Origin of the sequence: Burkholderia sp. SRS-W-2-2016 (genome assembly GCF_001931485.1) — a bacterium.
In the GTDB taxonomy this organism is placed as follows: Bacteria; Pseudomonadota; Gammaproteobacteria; order Burkholderiales; family Burkholderiaceae; genus Paraburkholderia.
The window spans coordinates 1-17,024 of record NZ_MSDV01000063.1 but is presented as its reverse complement, the minus strand read 5'-3'; the positions used below and the strand labels follow the sequence as shown (position 1 = coordinate 17,024).

Below are 17,024 nucleotides of genomic sequence, written 5' to 3'. Positions count from 1 at the left end.
CAATGAATCATCCGCGATTCGCGACCTTCATATCGTTGCCGGACACTGCTGTTTGAAGCTGGCTGCGAGTTGTGGATGCGAGCTTGCAGGGCCCTCGTGACACGGACCTGTTGAGGAAAGAGCACGCGAGATGGAGGAGGCGATGGACAAGGCCGTTTCACACCACGTCGCACACGATGTACACGCGAGGACTGATCTTTTCCGCACACCCGATGAAAGGGCGGCGCAGGGGCGCGCTATCCGGAACTCGGTCCTGCGGCAATCGCAGGCCGGATGGGAGCCTCCGAAGAACCGCCGTGATCCCATCGAACTTCTAAACGACTCCAATGAGGGACGCCTTCCGGGCCTTGTTCCGGTTCGCTTTGGGCGTATGTCCGCATCACCGTTTGCGTTCTTTCGCGGTGCGGCTGCTCTGATGGCCGCGGACCTCGCCACCACGCCGACAAGCGGGATACGCGTGCAGGCTTGCGGCGACGCGCACCTGATGAATTTCGGCGGCTTTGCGACGCCGGAACGCAATATCATCTTCGACATTAACGACCTGGACGAGACTCTGCCCGCTCCGTTCGAGTGGGATCTCAAGCGGCTGGCAGCGAGTGTGGTGATTGCAGCGCAGCATCTGGAGCTGCCTTCCAGCGACACCGCACGCGTGACGACGGATCTTGTCCGTGAGTATCGTGAGCGGACGCACGATTACGCACAAATGCGGGCGCTCGATGTCTGGTACGACAAGATTGACCTGCAAAAATACGAGGACCGTTCGGGCGATCAGGCGATCGTCGACGCGGCACGCAAGCGTATATCGGACCGAATCGAAATGGCGCGGCGCAAACAGGTGCCCGAACATCTGTATCCGAAGCTCGTCTCACAGGAAGGCGCACAGCCGAGGATCAAGGACGAGCCACCACTGATCTTTCACCCAACAGAGGAAATGGCCCCCGGCCTTAAGTCGGGATACGCCGAAGCCATTGCCGCGTACCGCGAGAGTCTGCCGGAGCACGTCCGCGTCCTGTTCGACAGATTCCATCTCATCGATCTGGCGCTGAAGGTGGTCGGCGTGGGCAGCGTCGGTACGATGTGCGCCGTGGGTTTGTTCATGGCCTCTGACCACGACCCGTTATTCCTGCAAGTGAAGGAGGCACGAGCATCGGTTCTGGAACCTTATGCAGGCAAGAGCCTCCATCCTAATCACGGCCAGCGGGTAATCGCGGGGCAGCGCCTGATGCAGACCGCTAGCGATGTATTTCTTGGATGGACGCGTGGGAGAAATGGCCGCGATTTCTATCTGCGCCAGCTACGCGATATGAAGATGTCTGTCGTTATTGAAGATTGGGACACCGGAATGTTGCGGCAATACGCACGGATGTGCGCACATGCGCTCGCCCGGGCACACGCTCGTTCTGGCGATGCCGCGATAATCGCGGGGTACACGGGTTCCGGGCAGACCTTCGACGATGCGATCACGGAGTTCGCAACTGAGTATAGTTCCCAGAACCGTCGCGACTATCGCGATTTCGTCCGCGCTATTCGTGAGGGACGAATTCCGGCTAAAACCGAAGATTAGCTGGGAGGCTGCCTCAGCGGCCTGTCCGGACCCGGTGCGCCGCCGCGGATCGAATGCATGTCGTGGAAGTCATTGGGTGAACCAGCGGTACTGCAGTGCGAAGGAGATTTGCTTGTAGTCTCCGCCCGCGCGCGTGACAAACCCGTTCGACAGGGAAAACTTAACGGACCAGTGACGATCAAGCGGTGCAGACAACGTCAATCCATAGCGCAAGTTGGACTGTCGGTCCTGATCGGAAACGCCGTTCAGACTCGTGCGACCGCCGTTTGCATAGCCTATGTCAGCGGCCACCCAAAACCCCGGACCCCATCCGTATCCACCATGCAACTGAAACGTTAGAAGAGGATTCTGGCTACGCCTGTTTCCCCGAAAGAAATTGTTGTTAGGGGTGAAAAACCATGCGCCTGCGGTAGCCTCAAAGAACCAGTTTCCCACCGGTTGCGAGATACCGATTTCCGGTTTGAACGCCCACCGGTTTGTACCTACGTTCACGAGTCGAGTGGGAACGTATTGGCCGGTTGGCGCGGACATAGTCAGGCTGACGCCTAGCGAACCGGTGGCAGCACGATGTGTGAATTCTTCCGGGGAAAGTGCCGGGCTGCCGATCAGGTTGAATGCGAAGCGCGTGCGCAGATCACCCACGCCGGCCCGGTGAATTTCGGTGGCGGCATCTATCACGTTGCCACTGAGATTTCCGCGGGCAAAAGGAAGCGCGAACGCCATCGAAGCCGTGTGGCCGAAAAGCCCGAATGTGCGCACATGACTAATCGACATGGTGTTAAAGCGGGCTTGAACGTTGGTGATGGGGAGAGACGGATCGGTCAGGACATTTCCCGTCAGATAGGTATAGCCAAGAACAAGAAAATTTGTTCCTACAGGCGACGCAGAGTAGGTGCGCGGTTCCAGCTCTTGTGCGGATACGGATGCTGGCGAAAGCAGAAGGATGATCGTACTCGCTCGATAAAGCGAGCGACGGGACGTACGCCGGCTCATCAGAAGATGCTGCGAGCGTGCAGCGATTATCATCGGGCCGCTCCTTGGCTGTGCAGCTGATGGCAATCGTAATCCTATGGCAGCCCCCCGGGTTGCACTTGATTCTCCGGGGGATCCGGCCAGCCGTCGCCGCCCCTGAGCCGAAGATCCGGTTGCTCGCTTACCCCCGACTCAATGGCCGCAAGCAAGGACGAAAAGCAGGCGCAGACAGGTGAGGCTGGACAAAGCGCCCTCGACAAGCTATATAAAATTTAACCACCGACGTGCAAGGCTGTCTAATCTTCCGCGGGCTACGCTGCGTTCAACAATTCGGGGTGAAGGCCGCTCTGGCCGGCGGCGGCGCCAGCGTAAGCATCGCCGAAAATAACAAGGACAGTGATCTGAACCGACACTCGACAAACTCCTGTACAGAAGCGGCTCGAATCGTGTCATACGGCCTTTGCCGATTCTTGTAGCGACCTCCATGGCGCGAGGTTTGTCATGTTCATTATTCGCCTGATTCTTTTTATTGCCGTTTTTGCGGGAATCCCCTGCAGTGGTATGACGGCGGCCCTTGCTGCCACCGCGCAAACAGTTACGCCGCCCGCGGAAAAACCGCTTGCTCCCGGCCGGCAACTCAGCCTAACGAACAAACCTTGGACCGGCGACTTTGATGCAATGGTCAAGCGCCGGATAATTCGGGTCCTGGTACCATTCAGCCGCACCCTCTATTTCAGCGACAGGGGCCGCGAGCGGGGTGTCACTGCCGATACGGTGCGTGACTTCGAGCGCTATATCAACAAGAAGTACTCAGACCGACTCGGCAAACGCCCGATCACGGTCATGATCATTCCTGTAACGCGGGACCGCTTGCTGCCGGACTTGGCCGCGGGCTTGGGCGACATCGCCGCAGGCAACCTCACCGTGACCGATGAGAGAATGAAACAGGCGGATTTCGTCGTCGCGCAAAGCGCCAAGCCTGTCAACGAACTCGTGGTTACCGGCCCGAAATCACCCGCGCTTGCCACCGTTGACGACCTTGCCGGGAAGAGCGTGCATGTCCGTCGTAGTAGCAGTTACTACGAAAGCCTGATGGCGCTAAACGAGCGTTTTCGCCAGGCCGGCAAGGCTCAGATGAGTCTGGTAATGCTGCCAGACGCGCTTGAAGACGAAGACGCCATGGAGATGCTGAATGCAGGAACCTTGCAGATTCTTGTGGTGGACGACTGGAAGGCCAGAACATGGGCCCAGATCCTGCCGAAGGTTAAGGTCCATGAAAATCTTGCGGTGCGGGAAGGTGGACATATCGGATGGGCGATCCGCAAGGAAAATCCGGAACTGAAGGCAGCGATTGCGGATTTCTACGTGAACTTTATCAACAAGCAAGGCATTTCAGAATACAGATTGAAGCAGTACATGAAGCTCATCAAGCAGGTATCGGACAACACGAATTCCGCCGAGATCAAGCGTTTTCACGACACCGTCTCGTTGTTCGAGAAATACGGCACGCAATACCACTTTGATCCGCTAATGCTCGCAGCGCAGGGCTTCCAGGAATCACAACTCAACCAGAACGCGCGCAGTCAGGTTGGTGCGATTGGAGTCATGCAGATCATGCCCGCCACAGGCAAGCAACTCAATGTGGGAAGCATCACGATTACGGAGGCCAATATCCACGCCGGAGCCAAGTACATGGATCAACTCATGTCCAGGTACTTCCCGGACGCACACTTCTCGGATACCGATCGTGCCCTGTTCGCGTTCGCAAGCTACAACGCAGGGCCGGGAAACATTTCCAAAATGCGCACCGAAGCAAAGATGCGCGGACTTGATCCGGATAAATGGTTCAACAATGTCGAGGTGGTAGTCTCCGAGCGGATCGGCATTGAGACGACGACCTACGTGCGCAACATTTATAAGTACTATGCGGCCTATCGTCTGGCAACCGAGGCGCGCTCAATCAGGGAGCGGGCTATTAAAGAAGTGCAGTGACGCGGATAGCCGCGAAGGCGTTTCGCCGACGGGAGCGAGCGATATGCTGCGCAACACCGCCCACCACCCAAACCCACCACCCGACCTATCATGATAGAAACTGCACTCACCAGCGCAGGAGCCCATCATGCCTTCCAAACCATCCGCTGAGTCGACCGGCACCTCTGCCGACCACGCGCAAAATCCCGGCGGCACCACGCGCCAGCCCGATCCGAAAGGCCGGCAAAATCCCGCGCCGGACGACCTCCCTGACGCCGACGCGGCCGAGCCCGTGCCTCACGAGCATCTGCCGCCGAGAAGCGACGACAACTGATCGCAATTCATCAGACAAAGCCACAGCCCGGTTCGAACCGCACAGGAGCAGATCATGCAAAACGTGCTGGTAGGTTATGACGGCTCGGCGTCCGCGCAATACGCGGTCACTTTCGCGGTCGATCTCGCGAAGCGTTTCGACGCGCGCTTGCATGTCCTCGTCGTCGCGCGTACGCCGGACTGGGGTGCGATAGAACTCGAGCGAAAAGATCTGATCGATCTGGAGGTGCGCCACTCCACCGCGATTCTCGACGACATCAAGTCGAAGCTCGCCGCTTCGACGAGCGCCGTGGAGTTCGAACTAGTGGTCGGCCCGCCGGCGAAGGAGATCGTGCTGTACGCGGAGCGCCATGCTATCGATCATCTCGTGGTGGGGCATCGTGGACATACGCCGTTCGATCGCTGGCTGATCGGTTCGGTCGCGCGCCAGGTGCTCGCTTACGCGCCGTGCGCGGTCACCATCGTGCGCGATCCGGCGACGATGAAAAAAGCACGGCATGAGAACTGAGTTGGAGAACTGAACCGGGAGCGCTCAAGCGAATGAGTTCCCAGCTGGAAAAACTGACTGGAACAACTGACGCGCTGAATTAAACCAGATCAATTCAGCGCATGCGAAAGAGGGTGGCAGGGGAAGAAGGACTCGAACCTTCGAATGCCGGAATCAAAATCCGGTGCCTTAACCAACTTGGCGACTCCCCTACGTAGGGGCGAGATCCTACCAGAGGATTGAAAAAGTGCAAAGGGTCGCACGAAAAAATTTAACGGCTACGGTCTTCCCACCGCATGCATCGCCGCCTTCATGCTCATTTCTATGTCCTGAAGTCTCGCGCCGAGCTCCTGAAAGCTGCTGCGCCCCTCGCCGAACATTTCGCCGTTCATATAGATCGTCGGCACGACGCTGATATCGCGCGCCAATACCTCGCTGCGAAAAATTCCGCCGTCGATCGTGGTGGTGTGAATCCGCGGATTGATCACCGCCATCATGTTCAGCGCCTGCACGACGTCCACACAGTTTGCGCACGACAGCGAAATATAGGTTTCGAAATGGTAGTCACGTTCCAGCGTTCGAATCTGTTCGATGGTGGTCCGGTCGGCGATGACCGGATGCCCGCCGACCTGAAGGATCGCGAGAACCAGCGACGAAAACTCCGGCCCGGTCGGCGTGGCGGCAAACTGAATGCAGGGCTTTGCGCCCGCCTGCCTGATCGAGAATGACGGCCTGCGGTCGTCGTCCTGCGGCTCCTCGACGACCGTCACCCGGTCCGTCAACGACGCGATTTCGTTGAGCATCATCCGCATCTCGTCCGATGCCGGACTGTCGCCTGGGGACACGATCAATTCGACAGGTCTGCGGATGTTTTGCAGGTACGTCTGCAGTTGTGACCGGACACTGATGCTTAGCATGGTCGATCCCCCAAAGGCCCTGCACAAGGTTATATGTCGAAGTGCGAGGAACTGAAAGAAGTCCGAACAAAAAAGGGCGCGCTGGCGCTCGCATCGGCGCGAGCATCATTACACCGCACTGCACCGCAGCAGCGGTGCCGTTACTCGCTGCGCTCGGTCACCCGTGCACCGCTGCGCGCTCGCAGCTTGCCGTATTGCGCCGCCGCAAAACGCTTCACTGCGCGCCACATCAACGGATAGCGATAACCCGGAACCGCGAACAGCACCAGCGCGCACAGCGCGAGAAAGCCGCAGATCAGGAACGTGCCGCGATAGCTGAATGCCTGCACCAGCAATCCCGACAACACCCCCGACAGAATCGAGCCGACCCGCGCCGCGTTGAAGAACAGCGCGGTCGCGCGACCCGGCGAATGCGGCATCAGATCCTGCACATAGGTCATACCGAGGCACGACGTGACGGCGACCACGAATGCATTGAGCATCTGCATCGGGATCAGCATCCCGACGTTGCCGGCCAGCGACATCGCGACGAAATACACCGCATGCACGGCCGCGCACGCGGCAAGCCAGTTCGGCTTGTGCAGCGACGACGACTTCGCGCCGAGCGCGAGCATCATCGGGATTTCGGTCAGCGCGCCCAGGCCGAGCATCACGGACACATCCAGATGCGTGCCGTTCAGCCCGTGCACGATATAGAGCGGCAGCACGATCATCGTCGCGTTCGCGGCGAGGCCGAGCAGCGTCAGCGCGGCGACCGCGCGCATGATGTCGTTGGCCGACGCGACCGGCAGGGTCTCGTGCGCGTCCTCGCCGGGCTGGGTCAACGGCGGCACGGTGATCGACGCGGACGGCTCGGCCGCGGTGTCCTCGACCGTGTGATCGCCGAGATGGCCTTGCGGCTCGCGCATGCGCCAGACGATGAACCCGCAGACCGCGAAGCTCCCGGCCGCGAACAGGAAGAGGCCGTAGAAACTGGTCGCCGCGAGCACCAGCGCGCCGACCGATGGCCCGAACACCCACGCGGCCGACAGAATCGTGCGCAGCGTCGCGCTCGCGAACACGCGCTCCTCGGGGTTCGGCGCGGGCAGTGCGGCGCGGCTGAACGAGAACACCATCGAGATCGCCGAGCCGCCGGCGCCGATAAAGACGATGCCGACCACCAGCAACAACCGGTAGTCGCGCACCACGCACAGAGAGATATAGCCGAGCGCGGCGGCGATCAGCGCGGCCAGCAGAAGCGGTCGATGCTGACCGCTGCGGTCGCTCCAGCGGCCCGCGATCGTACTGGCGAGCACCCCGCTCGCGGCGATCAGCGTCATGAATACGCCGAGCCGGAATGGCGTCATGCCGGCGCGTTCGACGCCGAATAGCGACAGATACGGAGCGGTAAACGACATCGCCACTCCGAGCATCAGAGTGGCGGCGGCCAGCGGCTTGAAGCCAGGGATTTTGAGCAGGTCGAAAAAGCGCGCGGTTTTCAACACGGGGCGGTGGTCGGGTCGGGGTCAGCCTGCGCGCCGCTGCGGACGCTTGGGGCTCGGTGGTTCGGGGACGGAACGACCGGGGCATTATCGACCTGAAGTAAGGGCGCGTAAAGGCGCAACGGGGCGTCCCAAATCCGCCAACGTTTGAAATCTGTTTGCGAGCCGCTGTCTCGTCGCGCGGAACTTTACGCCGCACCACGCCTCTGCAAAAAGTGCGGCGGCTTCGGACACATCGGGCGAATCGCGCGCGGCAGCGCCTATGCTTAGGAGCAGCAAACGCGTATCGAGCGGCCACAGCGCCGCAACATAACGACCACAGAATCCATCAGCGACACGCAATTTTCCGGAGCGAGCTATGCAGCTAGGCATGATCGGATTGGGACGGATGGGCGCCGACATGGTGCGGCGCCTCACGAAGGGCGGTCAGCAGTGCATCGCCTACGACGTGCAGCCGGCCGCGGTCGAGCGGCTCAAACAGGAGGGCGTGGCCGGCGCGGCATCGCTCGACGACCTCGTCGCGCAACTCGACAAACCGCGCGCGATCTGGCTGATGGTGCCGGCCGCGGTCGTCGACGCGACGCTAGATCAACTCGTGCCGCTGCTCGAGCCGGGCGACATCGTGATCGACGGCGGCAACTCCTACTATCACGACGACATCCGCCGCGGCCAGCAACTGGGCGCGCGCGAGCTTCACTATGTCGACGTCGGCACGAGCGGCGGCGTCGCCGGACGCGAGCGCGGTTACTGCCTGATGATCGGCGGCGAGCCGGAAGTCGTGAAGCGGCTCGAACCGGTCTTCGCGACGCTCGCGCCGGGCGTCGGCTCGGCGGCGCCCACACCAGGCCGCACGGCGAACACCGGCAGCACCGCCGAGCAGGGCTTCCTGCATTGCGGCCCGCAAGGCGCGGGGCACTTCGTGAAGATGGTGCATAACGGCATCGAGTACGGACTGATGGCCGCCTATGCCGAGGGCCTGAACGTGCTGCGCCACGCGGACGCCGGACGCCACGCGCGCGAAGCGGATGCGGAGACCTCGCCGCTGCGCCGGCCGGAGTTGTATCAGTACGATCTGAATCTCGGCGAGATCGCCGAAGTGTGGCGGCGCGGCAGCGTGATCGGCTCGTGGCTGCTCGACCTGATCGCCGGTTCGCTGGCGAGCGATGCCGAGCTGAAGAACTACACCGGCCGCGTATCCGACTCGGGCGAGGGGCGCTGGACCGTCGCCGCGGCGATCGACGAAGGAGTGCCGACGCCGGTCCTCAGCGCCGCGCTGTTCGCGCGCTTCAGCTCGCGCGGGGATGCGGACTTCGCCAATCGTGTGCTGTCGGCGATGCGCCACGATTTCGGCGGCCACGCGGAAAAGCCGGCGTCGCCGCCGCCAGGTCCCACGAACCCGACATAAATCAGGAGGCACGATGCCCGCTACCCCCGCCACGCCGCACGATGTCGTGTTTCTGTTCGACTGCGACAACACGCTGCTCGATAACGACCACGTGCTGCAGGATCTGCGCGCGCACATGATGCGCGAGTTCGGCGAAGAGAACAGCGCGCGCTACTGGCAGATCTTCGAGAACCTGCGCACCGAACTCGGCTACGCGGACTACCTCGGCGCGTTGCAGCGCTACCGGACCGAGCATCCGCGCGATACGCGTCTCTTGCTGATGTCGTCGTTCCTGATCGAATATCCGTTCGCGAACCGGCTGTATCCCGGTGCGCTCGATGCGCTGCGCCATCTCGGCCAGTACGGGCCGACCGTGATCCTGTCCGATGGCGACGTGGTGTTCCAGCCGCGCAAGGTATCGCGCTCGGGCTTATGGGACGAGGTCGACGGACGGGTGCTGATCTACATCCACAAGGAACTGATGCTCGATCAGGTGATGGAGTGCTATCCGGCGCGCCACTACGTGATGGTCGACGACAAGCTGCGCATTCTCAGCGCGATGAAGCAGGCGTGGGGCGGCGGCCTGACGACCGTGTTTCCGCGCCAGGGACACTATGCGTTCGATCCGAAAGAGATCGCCAGCAATCCGCCCGCCGATGTGACGGTCGAGCGGATCGGCGAACTGGCGGATATCGATGTAAGCAGGTTGCTGGGCGGCGCGCAGCAGAAGTAGCGGCGACCGGCGCGTCGGGCGCGCGGCTTCGGTCAACCGCGCGGCATCACGCGCCGAGCGCCTTCAGGCGCGCCTGGGTATCGCCGGCGCCCATCCGCGCGGCGGCATCGGCGGCGCTGACGCCGTTCGCATCGCGCGCATGCGGATCGGCGCCATGCGCGAGCAGCAGATCGACGATCGCGGTGCGGTTGAACATCGCCGCGATCATCAACGCGGTGCGGCCGTCGGGCGATGCGCCTTCGACATCCGCGCCGCGCGCGAGCAGGGTTTCGATCACCTTGTCGAAGCCCTTGAACGCGGCGCCCGCGAGCGGCGTCTGACCGGCGTCGTTGCGCAGATTCGGATCGGCGCCGAGGTCGACCAGCGTCCGCACCGCGTCCGCGTGACCGTGGTAGCTCGCGAGCATCAGCAGGCTGTCGCCGCGCTCGTTGCGCAGATTCGGCGGCACGCCTTTTTCGATCACGGCGGCGAGCATCGTCGCGTCGCCGCGTCGCGCGAGATCGAAGACTTCCTGCGCGAGCGCCTGCAAATCGACGGCAGGCTGCGAAGAAGACGGGTTATCGGCTTGATCGGTCAATGGAATCTCCTTGCGATGAATGCGAAAGCCACGGCATCGATGGACGCCACAGCGCGAAACGGCCACCGCCCGCGATCGCGCGCGGCGCGCGCCGAGGCGGCGCGGCCAGGCGCACAACCAGGGGCGCCGGCGGACCTCGCGGCGAGCATACACAGTTTGCCCCGTGCCCGCGCGCAAGCCGCGCGGCGCGATGCTGCTTCAGCCGTGACCGAACAGCTTGGCCAGCAGCCCGAAGATGCCGATCAGCACGGCGATCGCCACGCATGGCACCAGCGCAGCAACGATCACGGTCACGAACTGTTTGAGCGGACTGGAAGATGTCGACATGGCGGCCATTGACCCCATACAAGGAACTCACACGAACGCGCACGGAGCGCGGCGGCAGCGCGGGTCGAAGGCCGCGAGGCCGGCGCTCCCGCCGCTGCCCGCATCGCCCGCCGTACCCGGTTTAAACAGCTTAATACATCCATCGACATCCATCGATCACCGCGCGGCCGTCTTTTGCGCCGCAATCTCCGCCAACTGCCTGACAGTCCTTTACGAGGAGTGACGCCATGGCCGAAGCAAGTTCCCAAGCCAATCCGCCGCAAGTCCTGGACCCCGACACGCTGCGCAACATGGATCGCTACTGGCGCGCGTGCAACTATCTATCGGTCGGCATGATCTATCTGCGCGACAACCCGCTGCTGCGCGAACCGCTGCAACCGGAGCACATCAAGAACCGGCTGCTCGGCCACTGGGGCTCGGACGCCGGGCAGAGCTTCGTGCTCGTGCATCTGAACCGGCTGATCCGCAAGCTCGATCTCGACATGATCTTCCTGTCCGGGCCCGGCCACGGCGCGCCCGCGAGCCTCGCGCATTGCTACCTCGAAGGCCATTACTCCGAGGTCTATCCGGATCGCAGCGAAGACGAAGCCGGCATGCGGCGCTTTTTCCGGCAATTCTCGTTCCCGGGCGGCATCGGCTCGCATTGCACGCCGGAAACGCCGGGCTCGATTCACGAAGGCGGCGAGCTCGGTTACTGCCTGTCGCACGGCTACGGCGCCGCGTTCGATAACCCGGACCTGATCGTCACCGTGATGATCGGCGACGGCGAAGCGGAGACCGGTCCGCTCGCCACCTCATGGCACTCGAACAAGTTCCTCAATCCGATCCGCGACGGCGCGGTGCTGCCGGTGCTGCATCTGAACGGCTACAAGATCGCCAATCCGACGCTGCTCGCGCGGATTGCGCGTGAAGAACTGGAAGCGCTGATGGTCGGCTACGGGCACAAGCCGTATTTCGTCGAGGGCGACGATCCGGCGACGATGCATCAGCAGATGGCCGCGACGCTCGAGCAGTGCCTGGGCGAAATCCGCGCGATCCAGCAGCACGCGCGCCAGAACAACGACACCACCCGGCCGCGCTGGCCGATGATCGTGCTGCGCTCGCCGAAGGGCTGGACCGGGCCGAAGGAGGTCGACGGTCACAAGGTGGAGGGCTCGTGGCGCGCGCACCAGGTGCCGGTGCTCGATCCGGTCACCAATCGCAAGAGTTTGAAGCTGGTCGAGGAGTGGCTGCGCAGTTACGGCCCCGACACGCTATTCGACGATAAAGGCCGGCTGCTCGAAGAACTGCGCGCGCTCGCGCCCGAAGGCGCGCGGCGCATCAGTGCGAATCCGCACGCGAACGGCGGGCTGCTGTGCAAGGCGCTCGATCTGCCGCCGTTTCGCGATTACGCGGTCGCGGTGAAAAAGCCCGCGGCGTCGTACACGTCGCCGACCGGCGTGCTCGGCACGTTTCTGCGCGACGTGATGCGCAACAACATGTCGACGTTCCGGCTGTTCGGTCCCGACGAAACCGCGAGCAACAAGCTGCACGCGGTCTATGAAGCGTCGCCGAAAACCTGGCTCGCCGAACTCGAAGCAAGCGACGCCGACGGCGGCCACCTCGCGCCCGATGGCCGCGTGATGGAAATGCTCAGCGAACACACGCTCGAAGGCTGGTTCGAGGGCTATGTGCTGACCGGCCGGCACGGGCTGTTCGCAACCTACGAGGCGTTCGTCCACGTGATCGACTCGATGTTCAACCAGCACGCGAAATGGCTCGAAAAAGCCAAGCGCGAACTCGACTGGCGGCAACCGGTGCCGTCGCTGAATCTGCTGATTACGTCGCTGGTGTGGCGCCAGGATCACAACGGCTTCACGCACCAGGACCCGGGTTTTCTCGACGTGGTGACCAACAAGAGCCCGGACGTCGTGCGCATCTATCTGCCGCCGGACGGCAACTGCCTGCTCAGCGTCGCCGATCACTGCCTGCGCTCGCGCGACTACGTGAACGTGATCGTGTCGGACAAGCAGCCGCATCTGCAGTATCTGGACATGGATGCGGCGGTGATCCATTGCACGAAGGGGATCGGCATCTGGGACTGGGCATCGACCGATCAGGGCGTCGAGCCGGACGTGGTGATGGCCTGCGCGGGCGATATCGCGACAATGGAGGCGCTCGCGTCGGTGCAGATCCTGAAGGAGCGCTTCCCGACGCTGAAGATCCGCTTCGTCAACGTGGTCGATCTGTTCAGGCTGATGCCGGAGCGCGCGCATCCGCACGGGCTGTCGGACCGCGATTTCGATTCGCTGTTTACGACCGATAAACCGGTGATTTTCAACTTCCATTCCTATTCGGCGCTGGTGCACAAGCTCACGTATAACCGCCACAACCACGGCAATATGCACGTGCACGGCTATCGCGAGCAGGGCAACATCAATACGCCGCTCGAACTGGCGATCGTCAATGGAGTCGACCGGTTTACGCTCGCGATCGATGTGATCGACCGGGTCGCGTCGCTGCGCGGCGTCGGCGACCATACGAAGGAATGGCTGCGCGGTCAGCTGATCGAGCATCTCGCGTATGCGCACGCGGAGGGGATCGATAAGGAGGAGATTCGCAACTGGACGTGGCAGGGCTGAGCGGCTGCGCTGAGCTGTGCTGTGCATGGGCTTCGCACACGGGCGGATGGATCACCGGCCGTGTGCGGGGCGGGCGTCAGCCGGTTTTGATCACCGTGCGGTCGGTGACGCCGCTGACGCCGAATAGCCTCGTCACGTCTTCGAGCATCGCGGCGCGCTGCTGCTCGCGTTGTAATTCGCCCGATAGCGTGAGCCGGCCTTGCGCGACGCTCACGCGTACCGCGTGCGCCGGCACCGCGGTGTCCCAGTCGAGGCGGCGCGAAGCCTCGGCGGCGATCTGCGCGTCGGGAAAGCGTGCGGACGACATGGCTGCTCCATAAAACGGACAGTGATTCACCAACACTAGCAGATGCGGCGGATTTTGCCGGCGCATCAGGCATCGCCTTGCGTGCCAGCTTCTGCGCTGCCGCGACGGGATCGCGGGTATGCTCACGGTTCCTTTCGCAACCAGAACCGAACCATGTCCGACTTCCCCATCGACAACCCGTTTCTCGAATCGCTCGGCGTGCGCCTGACGCAATGGCGCGACGGCTATGCGGAGCTGCTGATGGCCATCGACGCGAGCAAGCTGAATCGCCAGGGCGTGCTGCAAGGCGGCGCGATCGCGACGCTGCTCGACGCGGCCGCCGGTTACGCTGGCCTGTTCGCGCCGGCCGGACAGCCGGAGCGGCACGGCTTCACGTTGTCGCTGACCACCAACTATCTCGACAAGGGGCTCGGCCAGTCGGTGACCGCGAAGGGCTTTCTCGAACGCTCGGGCCGCTCGATTTTCTTTTCGCGCGCCGAGGCGTGGGTCGATGGCAAGCTGTTGATCGCGAGCGCGCAGGGGACCTTCAAGTATGTAAAGGCTGCGTGACGCGCGGGCAGCGTGGGTCCGCCGCGCAAGGGCGCTACCGCCCGGCGAGCGCGGCAACCCGTCCGGGCGACGCATCCAGCACGCCGTGGCCGCCGCGCCGTTTATCATAGTGCCGATCCAACAGAACGCGCCGTCCGACCGCGAACGGCGCGCGCATCTTCAACGAGACCTCGCATCGCCATGAACTCCACTCCCGACGCTTCCTCCCGCCCGCCGCTGCGCGAACTGACCGCGCTCGAAGGACGCGTGCTCGGTGTGCTCGTCGAAAAACAGCACACGGTGCCCGACAGTTATCCGCTGTCGCTGAACGCGCTGACGCTCGGCTGCAACCAGAAAACCGGCCGCGCGCCGGTGATGAACGCGACCGAAGCCGAAGTGCTGACCGCGATCGACGGCTTGAAGCGCCTGAGCCTCGTCAACGAAGGCAGCAGCAGCCGCGTGCCGCGCTTCGAGCACAACATGAACCGCGTGCTGGGGCTGCCGGGGCAGTCGATCGCGCTGCTGACCACGCTGCTGCTGCGCGGCCCGCAGACCGCCGCCGAGTTGCGCCTGAACAGCGCGCGGCTGCATGGATTCGCCGACATCTCGTCGGTCGAGGCGTTTCTCGATGAACTCGCCGAAAGCGAGCCGCCGCGTGTCGTGCGGCTGGGGCGGATGGCGGGAGAGCGCGAGCATCGCTGGATGCATCTGCTGTGCGGCGAGGTGAGCGTCGCCGAAGCCGCGGGGTCCGCGGCCGCGTCTGGCGATACGGACAGCGTGCCGCTGTCCGAGTTCGAAGCGCTGAAGGCCGAGCAGAAGCGTCTCGCCGATGAAGTGAGCCGCTTGCAGGCGGTGGTGCGGCGGATGGCGAGCGAGCTGGGGATGTCGCTGGACGACGGGGAGGCGAGCTGAAGGGCGGCCGCTGACGTGAGGTGACGAGGCGGAGGGCGTGGCGGTGCCGGGCCTTCCGGGCCGGGTGCTTGGGGTGACCGGTGTCACTCGCTCAAGTAACTCTCGCAACTACCGACCAAGACGCGCTCACGCCCGATCGCTTCGCTTCACGCTTCACGCATCGCGCTTGTGCGACCGCCCTCCGGCCAACGCGCGCTGCGTCCGATAAAAAATCCACGGCGGCACGTTCGGCGAATCTTCAGCGAGCCGGTCCAGTTCGATGCGGATCGAACTCAGATAGTGGCCGTCGCGCGCGTCGGGGTCGCCGGCGAACACCGCTTCGAGCCGGCGCCGCACCGCGCCATAACGCGCGCCGGCCGCGCGATGCTTCTCGGCGCGCTCCGCGTAGCGCAGAAACGTCTGCAACGCGGCCGAGATCGCCGCGGCCACGCTGACGAGCCCCACAAAAATCCGCATCTCGATCGAGATCGGCGGCGCGCTCAACGACACGAACACCGCGGTGCCGACGAACGCGCTCAGCACCGTCACCAGCCAGCCGAGCCGGCGCGCGCGCGCCGACAGCAGATCGGCCATGTCGTAATGGCTCATCTGCGATTCGCGCGCGCGACGAATCCATTTCAGCAGCAGTTCGGTCTCGTCGCCGGGCGGCGTGTAGGCGGGCAGGGCGGTCGTCTCGCTGGTCGGCTGCATGCGCGTCAATCGTAGGAGAACGAACTGCCGAATTTCTCGATCCGTTCGAGCGCGATGCCGGAGCCGCGCACCACGCAGGTCAGCGGCGCCTCGGCGACGAACACCGGCAGGCCGGTTTCCTCCGCGAGCAGCCGGTCCAGATCGCGCAGCAGCGCACCGCCGCCGGCGAGCGTGATGCCGCGCTCCGCGATGTCCGCGCCGAGTTCGGGCGGCGTCTGTTCGAGCGCGATCTTCACCGCCGACACGATCTGATTCAGCGGATCGGTCAGCGCTTCGAGAATCTCGTTGCTCGACACCGTGAAGCTGCGCGGAATCCCTTCCGACATGTTGCGGCCTTTTACTTCCATCTCCATCACTTCGGAGCCCGGAAACGCGGAGCCGATTTCCTTCTTGATCGCCTCGGCGGTCTGCTCGCCGATCAGCATCCCGTAGTTGCGGCGGATGTAGTTGACGATCGCGTCGTCGAACTTGTCGCCGCCGACGCGCACCGAACCCTTGTAGACGATGCCGCCGAGCGAGATCACACCGACTTCGGTGGTGCCGCCGCCGATGTCGACCACCATCGAGCCGGTCGGATCCGACACGGGCAGCCCGGCGCCGGTCGCGGCGGCCATCGGTTCCTCGATCAGATAGACCTGCGATGCACCCGCGCTGTGCGCGGCTTCTTTAATAGCGCGCCGCTCGACCTGGGTCGAACCGCACGGCACGCAGATGATGATGCGCGGCGACGGCGCGAACAGCCGCGACTCGTGCGCCATCTGGATGAAGCGCTTGATCATCTGCTGGGTGATGTTGAAATCGGCGATCACGCCGTCTTTCATCGGGCGGATCGCCTCGATGTTGCCCGGCACCTTGCCGAGCATCTGCTTCGCCTCGCGACCGACGGCGAGAATGATCTTCTTGCCGTTCGGCCCGCCTTCCTGGCGAATCGACACGACCGACGGCTCATCGAGCACGATGCCCTTGCCGCGCATGTAGATCAGCGTGTTCGACGTGCCGAGGTCGATCGCGAGGTCGTTGGAGAAGTAGCCGCGCAGAAAACCGAACATTCGTATTCCTGTCTTTGCGAAGTCGGGCGCGGGGGCGGCCCGGATGGCTGTCGGGATGAGCCGCCTGCTAGTGGCGGGCGGCCTGGGCGGTCGGGGTGGCTTGGATGGCCGCGCGACAGCAAGAATAGCAGTTTCGGCGCGGGGCGTAACGCGGGGCGGGGGCAGTGGTGG

At 63.3% G+C, this 17,024-nt stretch carries 17 protein-coding genes and 1 tRNA gene; 9 read left to right on the top strand and 9 right to left on the bottom strand.

The window, feature by feature from the left end; genetic code table 11:
- Nucleotides 1-142 precede the first annotated feature (142 nt).
- A complete protein-coding gene (locus BTH42_RS27015; protein WP_075304360.1) occupies nucleotides 143-1,564 on the top strand; it encodes a DUF2252 domain-containing protein in 1,422 nt (473 codons plus the stop codon).
- Nucleotides 1,565-1,633: 69 nt separating this feature from the next.
- On the opposite strand, the gene BTH42_RS27010 is transcribed toward BTH42_RS27015, so the two are convergent.
- Nucleotides 1,634-2,590 carry a transporter gene (locus BTH42_RS27010; RefSeq protein WP_256702313.1) on the bottom strand — a complete coding sequence of 319 codons (957 nt, stop codon included), beginning with the start codon at nucleotides 2,588-2,590 and terminating at the stop codon, nucleotides 1,634-1,636.
- Nucleotides 2,591-3,097: 507 nt separating this feature from the next.
- Here BTH42_RS27010 and BTH42_RS27005 point away from each other — a divergent pair.
- The 3 genes from BTH42_RS27005 (at nucleotide 3,098) to BTH42_RS26995 (ending at nucleotide 5,348) form a co-directional block, all read left to right on the top strand.
- Nucleotides 3,098-4,528, top strand: a complete 1,431-nt coding sequence (locus BTH42_RS27005; RefSeq protein WP_372237292.1) for a transglycosylase SLT domain-containing protein — start codon at nucleotides 3,098-3,100, stop codon at nucleotides 4,526-4,528.
- A 127-nt stretch (nucleotides 4,529-4,655) separates the two neighbouring features.
- The gene (locus BTH42_RS27000; protein WP_075304239.1) at nucleotides 4,656-4,841 is read left to right on the top strand and encodes a hypothetical protein; all 186 of its coding nucleotides are present in this window, start codon (nucleotides 4,656-4,658) and stop codon (nucleotides 4,839-4,841) included.
- 54 nt (nucleotides 4,842-4,895) lie between these two features.
- A complete protein-coding gene (locus BTH42_RS26995; protein WP_075304238.1) occupies nucleotides 4,896-5,348 on the top strand; it encodes a universal stress protein in 453 nt (150 codons plus the stop codon).
- A 114-nt stretch (nucleotides 5,349-5,462) separates the two neighbouring features.
- Here BTH42_RS26995 and BTH42_RS26990 read toward each other — a convergent pair.
- The 3 genes from BTH42_RS26990 to BTH42_RS26980 form a co-directional block, all read right to left on the bottom strand.
- A tRNA-Gln gene (locus BTH42_RS26990) sits at nucleotides 5,463-5,539 on the bottom strand.
- 66 nt (nucleotides 5,540-5,605) lie between these two features.
- Entirely contained in the window at nucleotides 5,606-6,244 is a 639-nt protein-coding gene (locus BTH42_RS26985; RefSeq protein WP_075304237.1) for an alkyl hydroperoxide reductase, read from the bottom strand.
- Nucleotides 6,245-6,384: 140 nt separating this feature from the next.
- Nucleotides 6,385-7,728: a sugar efflux transporter gene (locus BTH42_RS26980; protein ID WP_075304236.1), complete on the bottom strand. Its 1,344-nt coding sequence runs from the start codon at nucleotides 7,726-7,728 to the stop codon at nucleotides 6,385-6,387.
- Nucleotides 7,729-8,083: 355 nt separating this feature from the next.
- On the opposite strand from BTH42_RS26980, the gene gnd reads away from it, so the two are divergent.
- Both gnd and BTH42_RS26970 read left to right on the top strand, forming a co-directional pair.
- Nucleotides 8,084-9,130 (top strand): phosphogluconate dehydrogenase (NAD(+)-dependent, decarboxylating), encoded by a 1,047-nt coding sequence (gene gnd / locus BTH42_RS26975; RefSeq protein ID WP_075304235.1) that lies wholly within the window; start codon nucleotides 8,084-8,086, stop codon nucleotides 9,128-9,130.
- 13 nt (nucleotides 9,131-9,143) lie between these two features.
- Nucleotides 9,144-9,842 carry an HAD family hydrolase gene (locus tag BTH42_RS26970; protein ID WP_075304234.1) on the top strand — a complete coding sequence of 233 codons (699 nt, stop codon included), beginning with the start codon at nucleotides 9,144-9,146 and terminating at the stop codon, nucleotides 9,840-9,842.
- A 46-nt stretch (nucleotides 9,843-9,888) separates the two neighbouring features.
- Here BTH42_RS26970 and BTH42_RS26965 read toward each other — a convergent pair whose 3' ends face one another.
- Together BTH42_RS26965 and BTH42_RS36135 are read right to left on the bottom strand one after the other, a co-directional pair.
- Nucleotides 9,889-10,419, bottom strand: coding sequence for an ankyrin repeat domain-containing protein (locus BTH42_RS26965; protein ID WP_075304233.1), 531 nt, complete (start codon nucleotides 10,417-10,419; stop codon nucleotides 9,889-9,891).
- A gap of 198 nt (nucleotides 10,420-10,617) precedes the next feature.
- Nucleotides 10,618-10,746, bottom strand: coding sequence for a hypothetical protein (locus tag BTH42_RS36135; RefSeq protein WP_256702309.1), 129 nt, complete (start codon nucleotides 10,744-10,746; stop codon nucleotides 10,618-10,620).
- 227 nt (nucleotides 10,747-10,973) lie between these two features.
- Between BTH42_RS36135 and BTH42_RS26960 the strand changes: the two genes are divergently transcribed.
- Nucleotides 10,974-13,367 (top strand): phosphoketolase, encoded by a 2,394-nt coding sequence (locus BTH42_RS26960; RefSeq protein ID WP_075304232.1) that lies wholly within the window; start codon nucleotides 10,974-10,976, stop codon nucleotides 13,365-13,367.
- Between the two features lie 76 nt (nucleotides 13,368-13,443).
- Here BTH42_RS26960 and BTH42_RS26955 read toward each other — a convergent pair whose 3' ends face one another.
- The gene (locus BTH42_RS26955) at nucleotides 13,444-13,674 is read right to left on the bottom strand and encodes a BON domain-containing protein (RefSeq protein ID WP_075304231.1); all 231 of its coding nucleotides are present in this window, start codon (nucleotides 13,672-13,674) and stop codon (nucleotides 13,444-13,446) included.
- A 153-nt stretch (nucleotides 13,675-13,827) separates the two neighbouring features.
- On the opposite strand from BTH42_RS26955, the gene BTH42_RS26950 reads away from it, so the two are divergent.
- Both BTH42_RS26950 and BTH42_RS26945 read left to right on the top strand, forming a co-directional pair.
- A complete protein-coding gene (locus BTH42_RS26950) occupies nucleotides 13,828-14,223 on the top strand; it encodes a PaaI family thioesterase (RefSeq protein ID WP_075304230.1) in 396 nt (131 codons plus the stop codon).
- 180 nt (nucleotides 14,224-14,403) lie between these two features.
- Nucleotides 14,404-15,114, top strand: a complete 711-nt coding sequence (locus BTH42_RS26945; protein WP_075304229.1) for a YceH family protein — start codon at nucleotides 14,404-14,406, stop codon at nucleotides 15,112-15,114.
- Between the two features lie 153 nt (nucleotides 15,115-15,267).
- On the opposite strand, the gene BTH42_RS26940 is transcribed toward BTH42_RS26945, so the two are convergent.
- Both BTH42_RS26940 and BTH42_RS26935 read right to left on the bottom strand, forming a co-directional pair.
- Nucleotides 15,268-15,804: an SLATT domain-containing protein gene (locus BTH42_RS26940; protein ID WP_075304358.1), complete on the bottom strand. Its 537-nt coding sequence runs from the start codon at nucleotides 15,802-15,804 to the stop codon at nucleotides 15,268-15,270.
- A 5-nt stretch (nucleotides 15,805-15,809) separates the two neighbouring features.
- Entirely contained in the window at nucleotides 15,810-16,853 is a 1,044-nt protein-coding gene (locus tag BTH42_RS26935) for a rod shape-determining protein (protein ID WP_075304228.1), read from the bottom strand.
- Nucleotides 16,854-17,024 lie beyond the last annotated feature (171 nt).

What these genes read in the sequence shown, in the direction of transcription:
- BTH42_RS27015 (WP_075304360.1), top strand. Translation starts at nt 143, where the DNA reads ATGGACAAGGCCGTTTCACACCACGTCGCACACGATGTACACGCGAGG.
- BTH42_RS27005 (WP_372237292.1), top strand. Translation starts at nt 3,098, where the DNA reads ATGACGGCGGCCCTTGCTGCCACCGCGCAAACAGTTACGCCGCCCGCG.
- BTH42_RS26985 (WP_075304237.1), bottom strand. Translation starts at nt 6,244, where the DNA reads ATGCTAAGCATCAGTGTCCGGTCACAACTGCAGACGTACCTGCAAAAC.
- BTH42_RS36135 (WP_256702309.1), bottom strand. Translation starts at nt 10,746, where the DNA reads ATGTCGACATCTTCCAGTCCGCTCAAACAGTTCGTGACCGTGATCGTT.
- BTH42_RS26995 (WP_075304238.1), top strand. Translation starts at nt 4,896, where the DNA reads ATGCAAAACGTGCTGGTAGGTTATGACGGCTCGGCGTCCGCGCAATAC.
- BTH42_RS26970 (WP_075304234.1), top strand. Translation starts at nt 9,144, where the DNA reads ATGCCCGCTACCCCCGCCACGCCGCACGATGTCGTGTTTCTGTTCGAC.
- BTH42_RS26955 (WP_075304231.1), bottom strand. Translation starts at nt 13,674, where the DNA reads ATGTCGTCCGCACGCTTTCCCGACGCGCAGATCGCCGCCGAGGCTTCG.
- BTH42_RS26935 (WP_075304228.1), bottom strand. Translation starts at nt 16,853, where the DNA reads ATGTTCGGTTTTCTGCGCGGCTACTTCTCCAACGACCTCGCGATCGAC.
- BTH42_RS26960 (WP_075304232.1), top strand. Translation starts at nt 10,974, where the DNA reads ATGGCCGAAGCAAGTTCCCAAGCCAATCCGCCGCAAGTCCTGGACCCC.
- BTH42_RS26945 (WP_075304229.1), top strand. Translation starts at nt 14,404, where the DNA reads ATGAACTCCACTCCCGACGCTTCCTCCCGCCCGCCGCTGCGCGAACTG.
- BTH42_RS27000 (WP_075304239.1), top strand. Translation starts at nt 4,656, where the DNA reads ATGCCTTCCAAACCATCCGCTGAGTCGACCGGCACCTCTGCCGACCAC.
- BTH42_RS26940 (WP_075304358.1), bottom strand. Translation starts at nt 15,804, where the DNA reads ATGCAGCCGACCAGCGAGACGACCGCCCTGCCCGCCTACACGCCGCCC.
- BTH42_RS27010 (WP_256702313.1), bottom strand. Translation starts at nt 2,590, where the DNA reads ATGATAATCGCTGCACGCTCGCAGCATCTTCTGATGAGCCGGCGTACG.
- gnd (WP_075304235.1), top strand. Translation starts at nt 8,084, where the DNA reads ATGCAGCTAGGCATGATCGGATTGGGACGGATGGGCGCCGACATGGTG.
- BTH42_RS26950 (WP_075304230.1), top strand. Translation starts at nt 13,828, where the DNA reads ATGTCCGACTTCCCCATCGACAACCCGTTTCTCGAATCGCTCGGCGTG.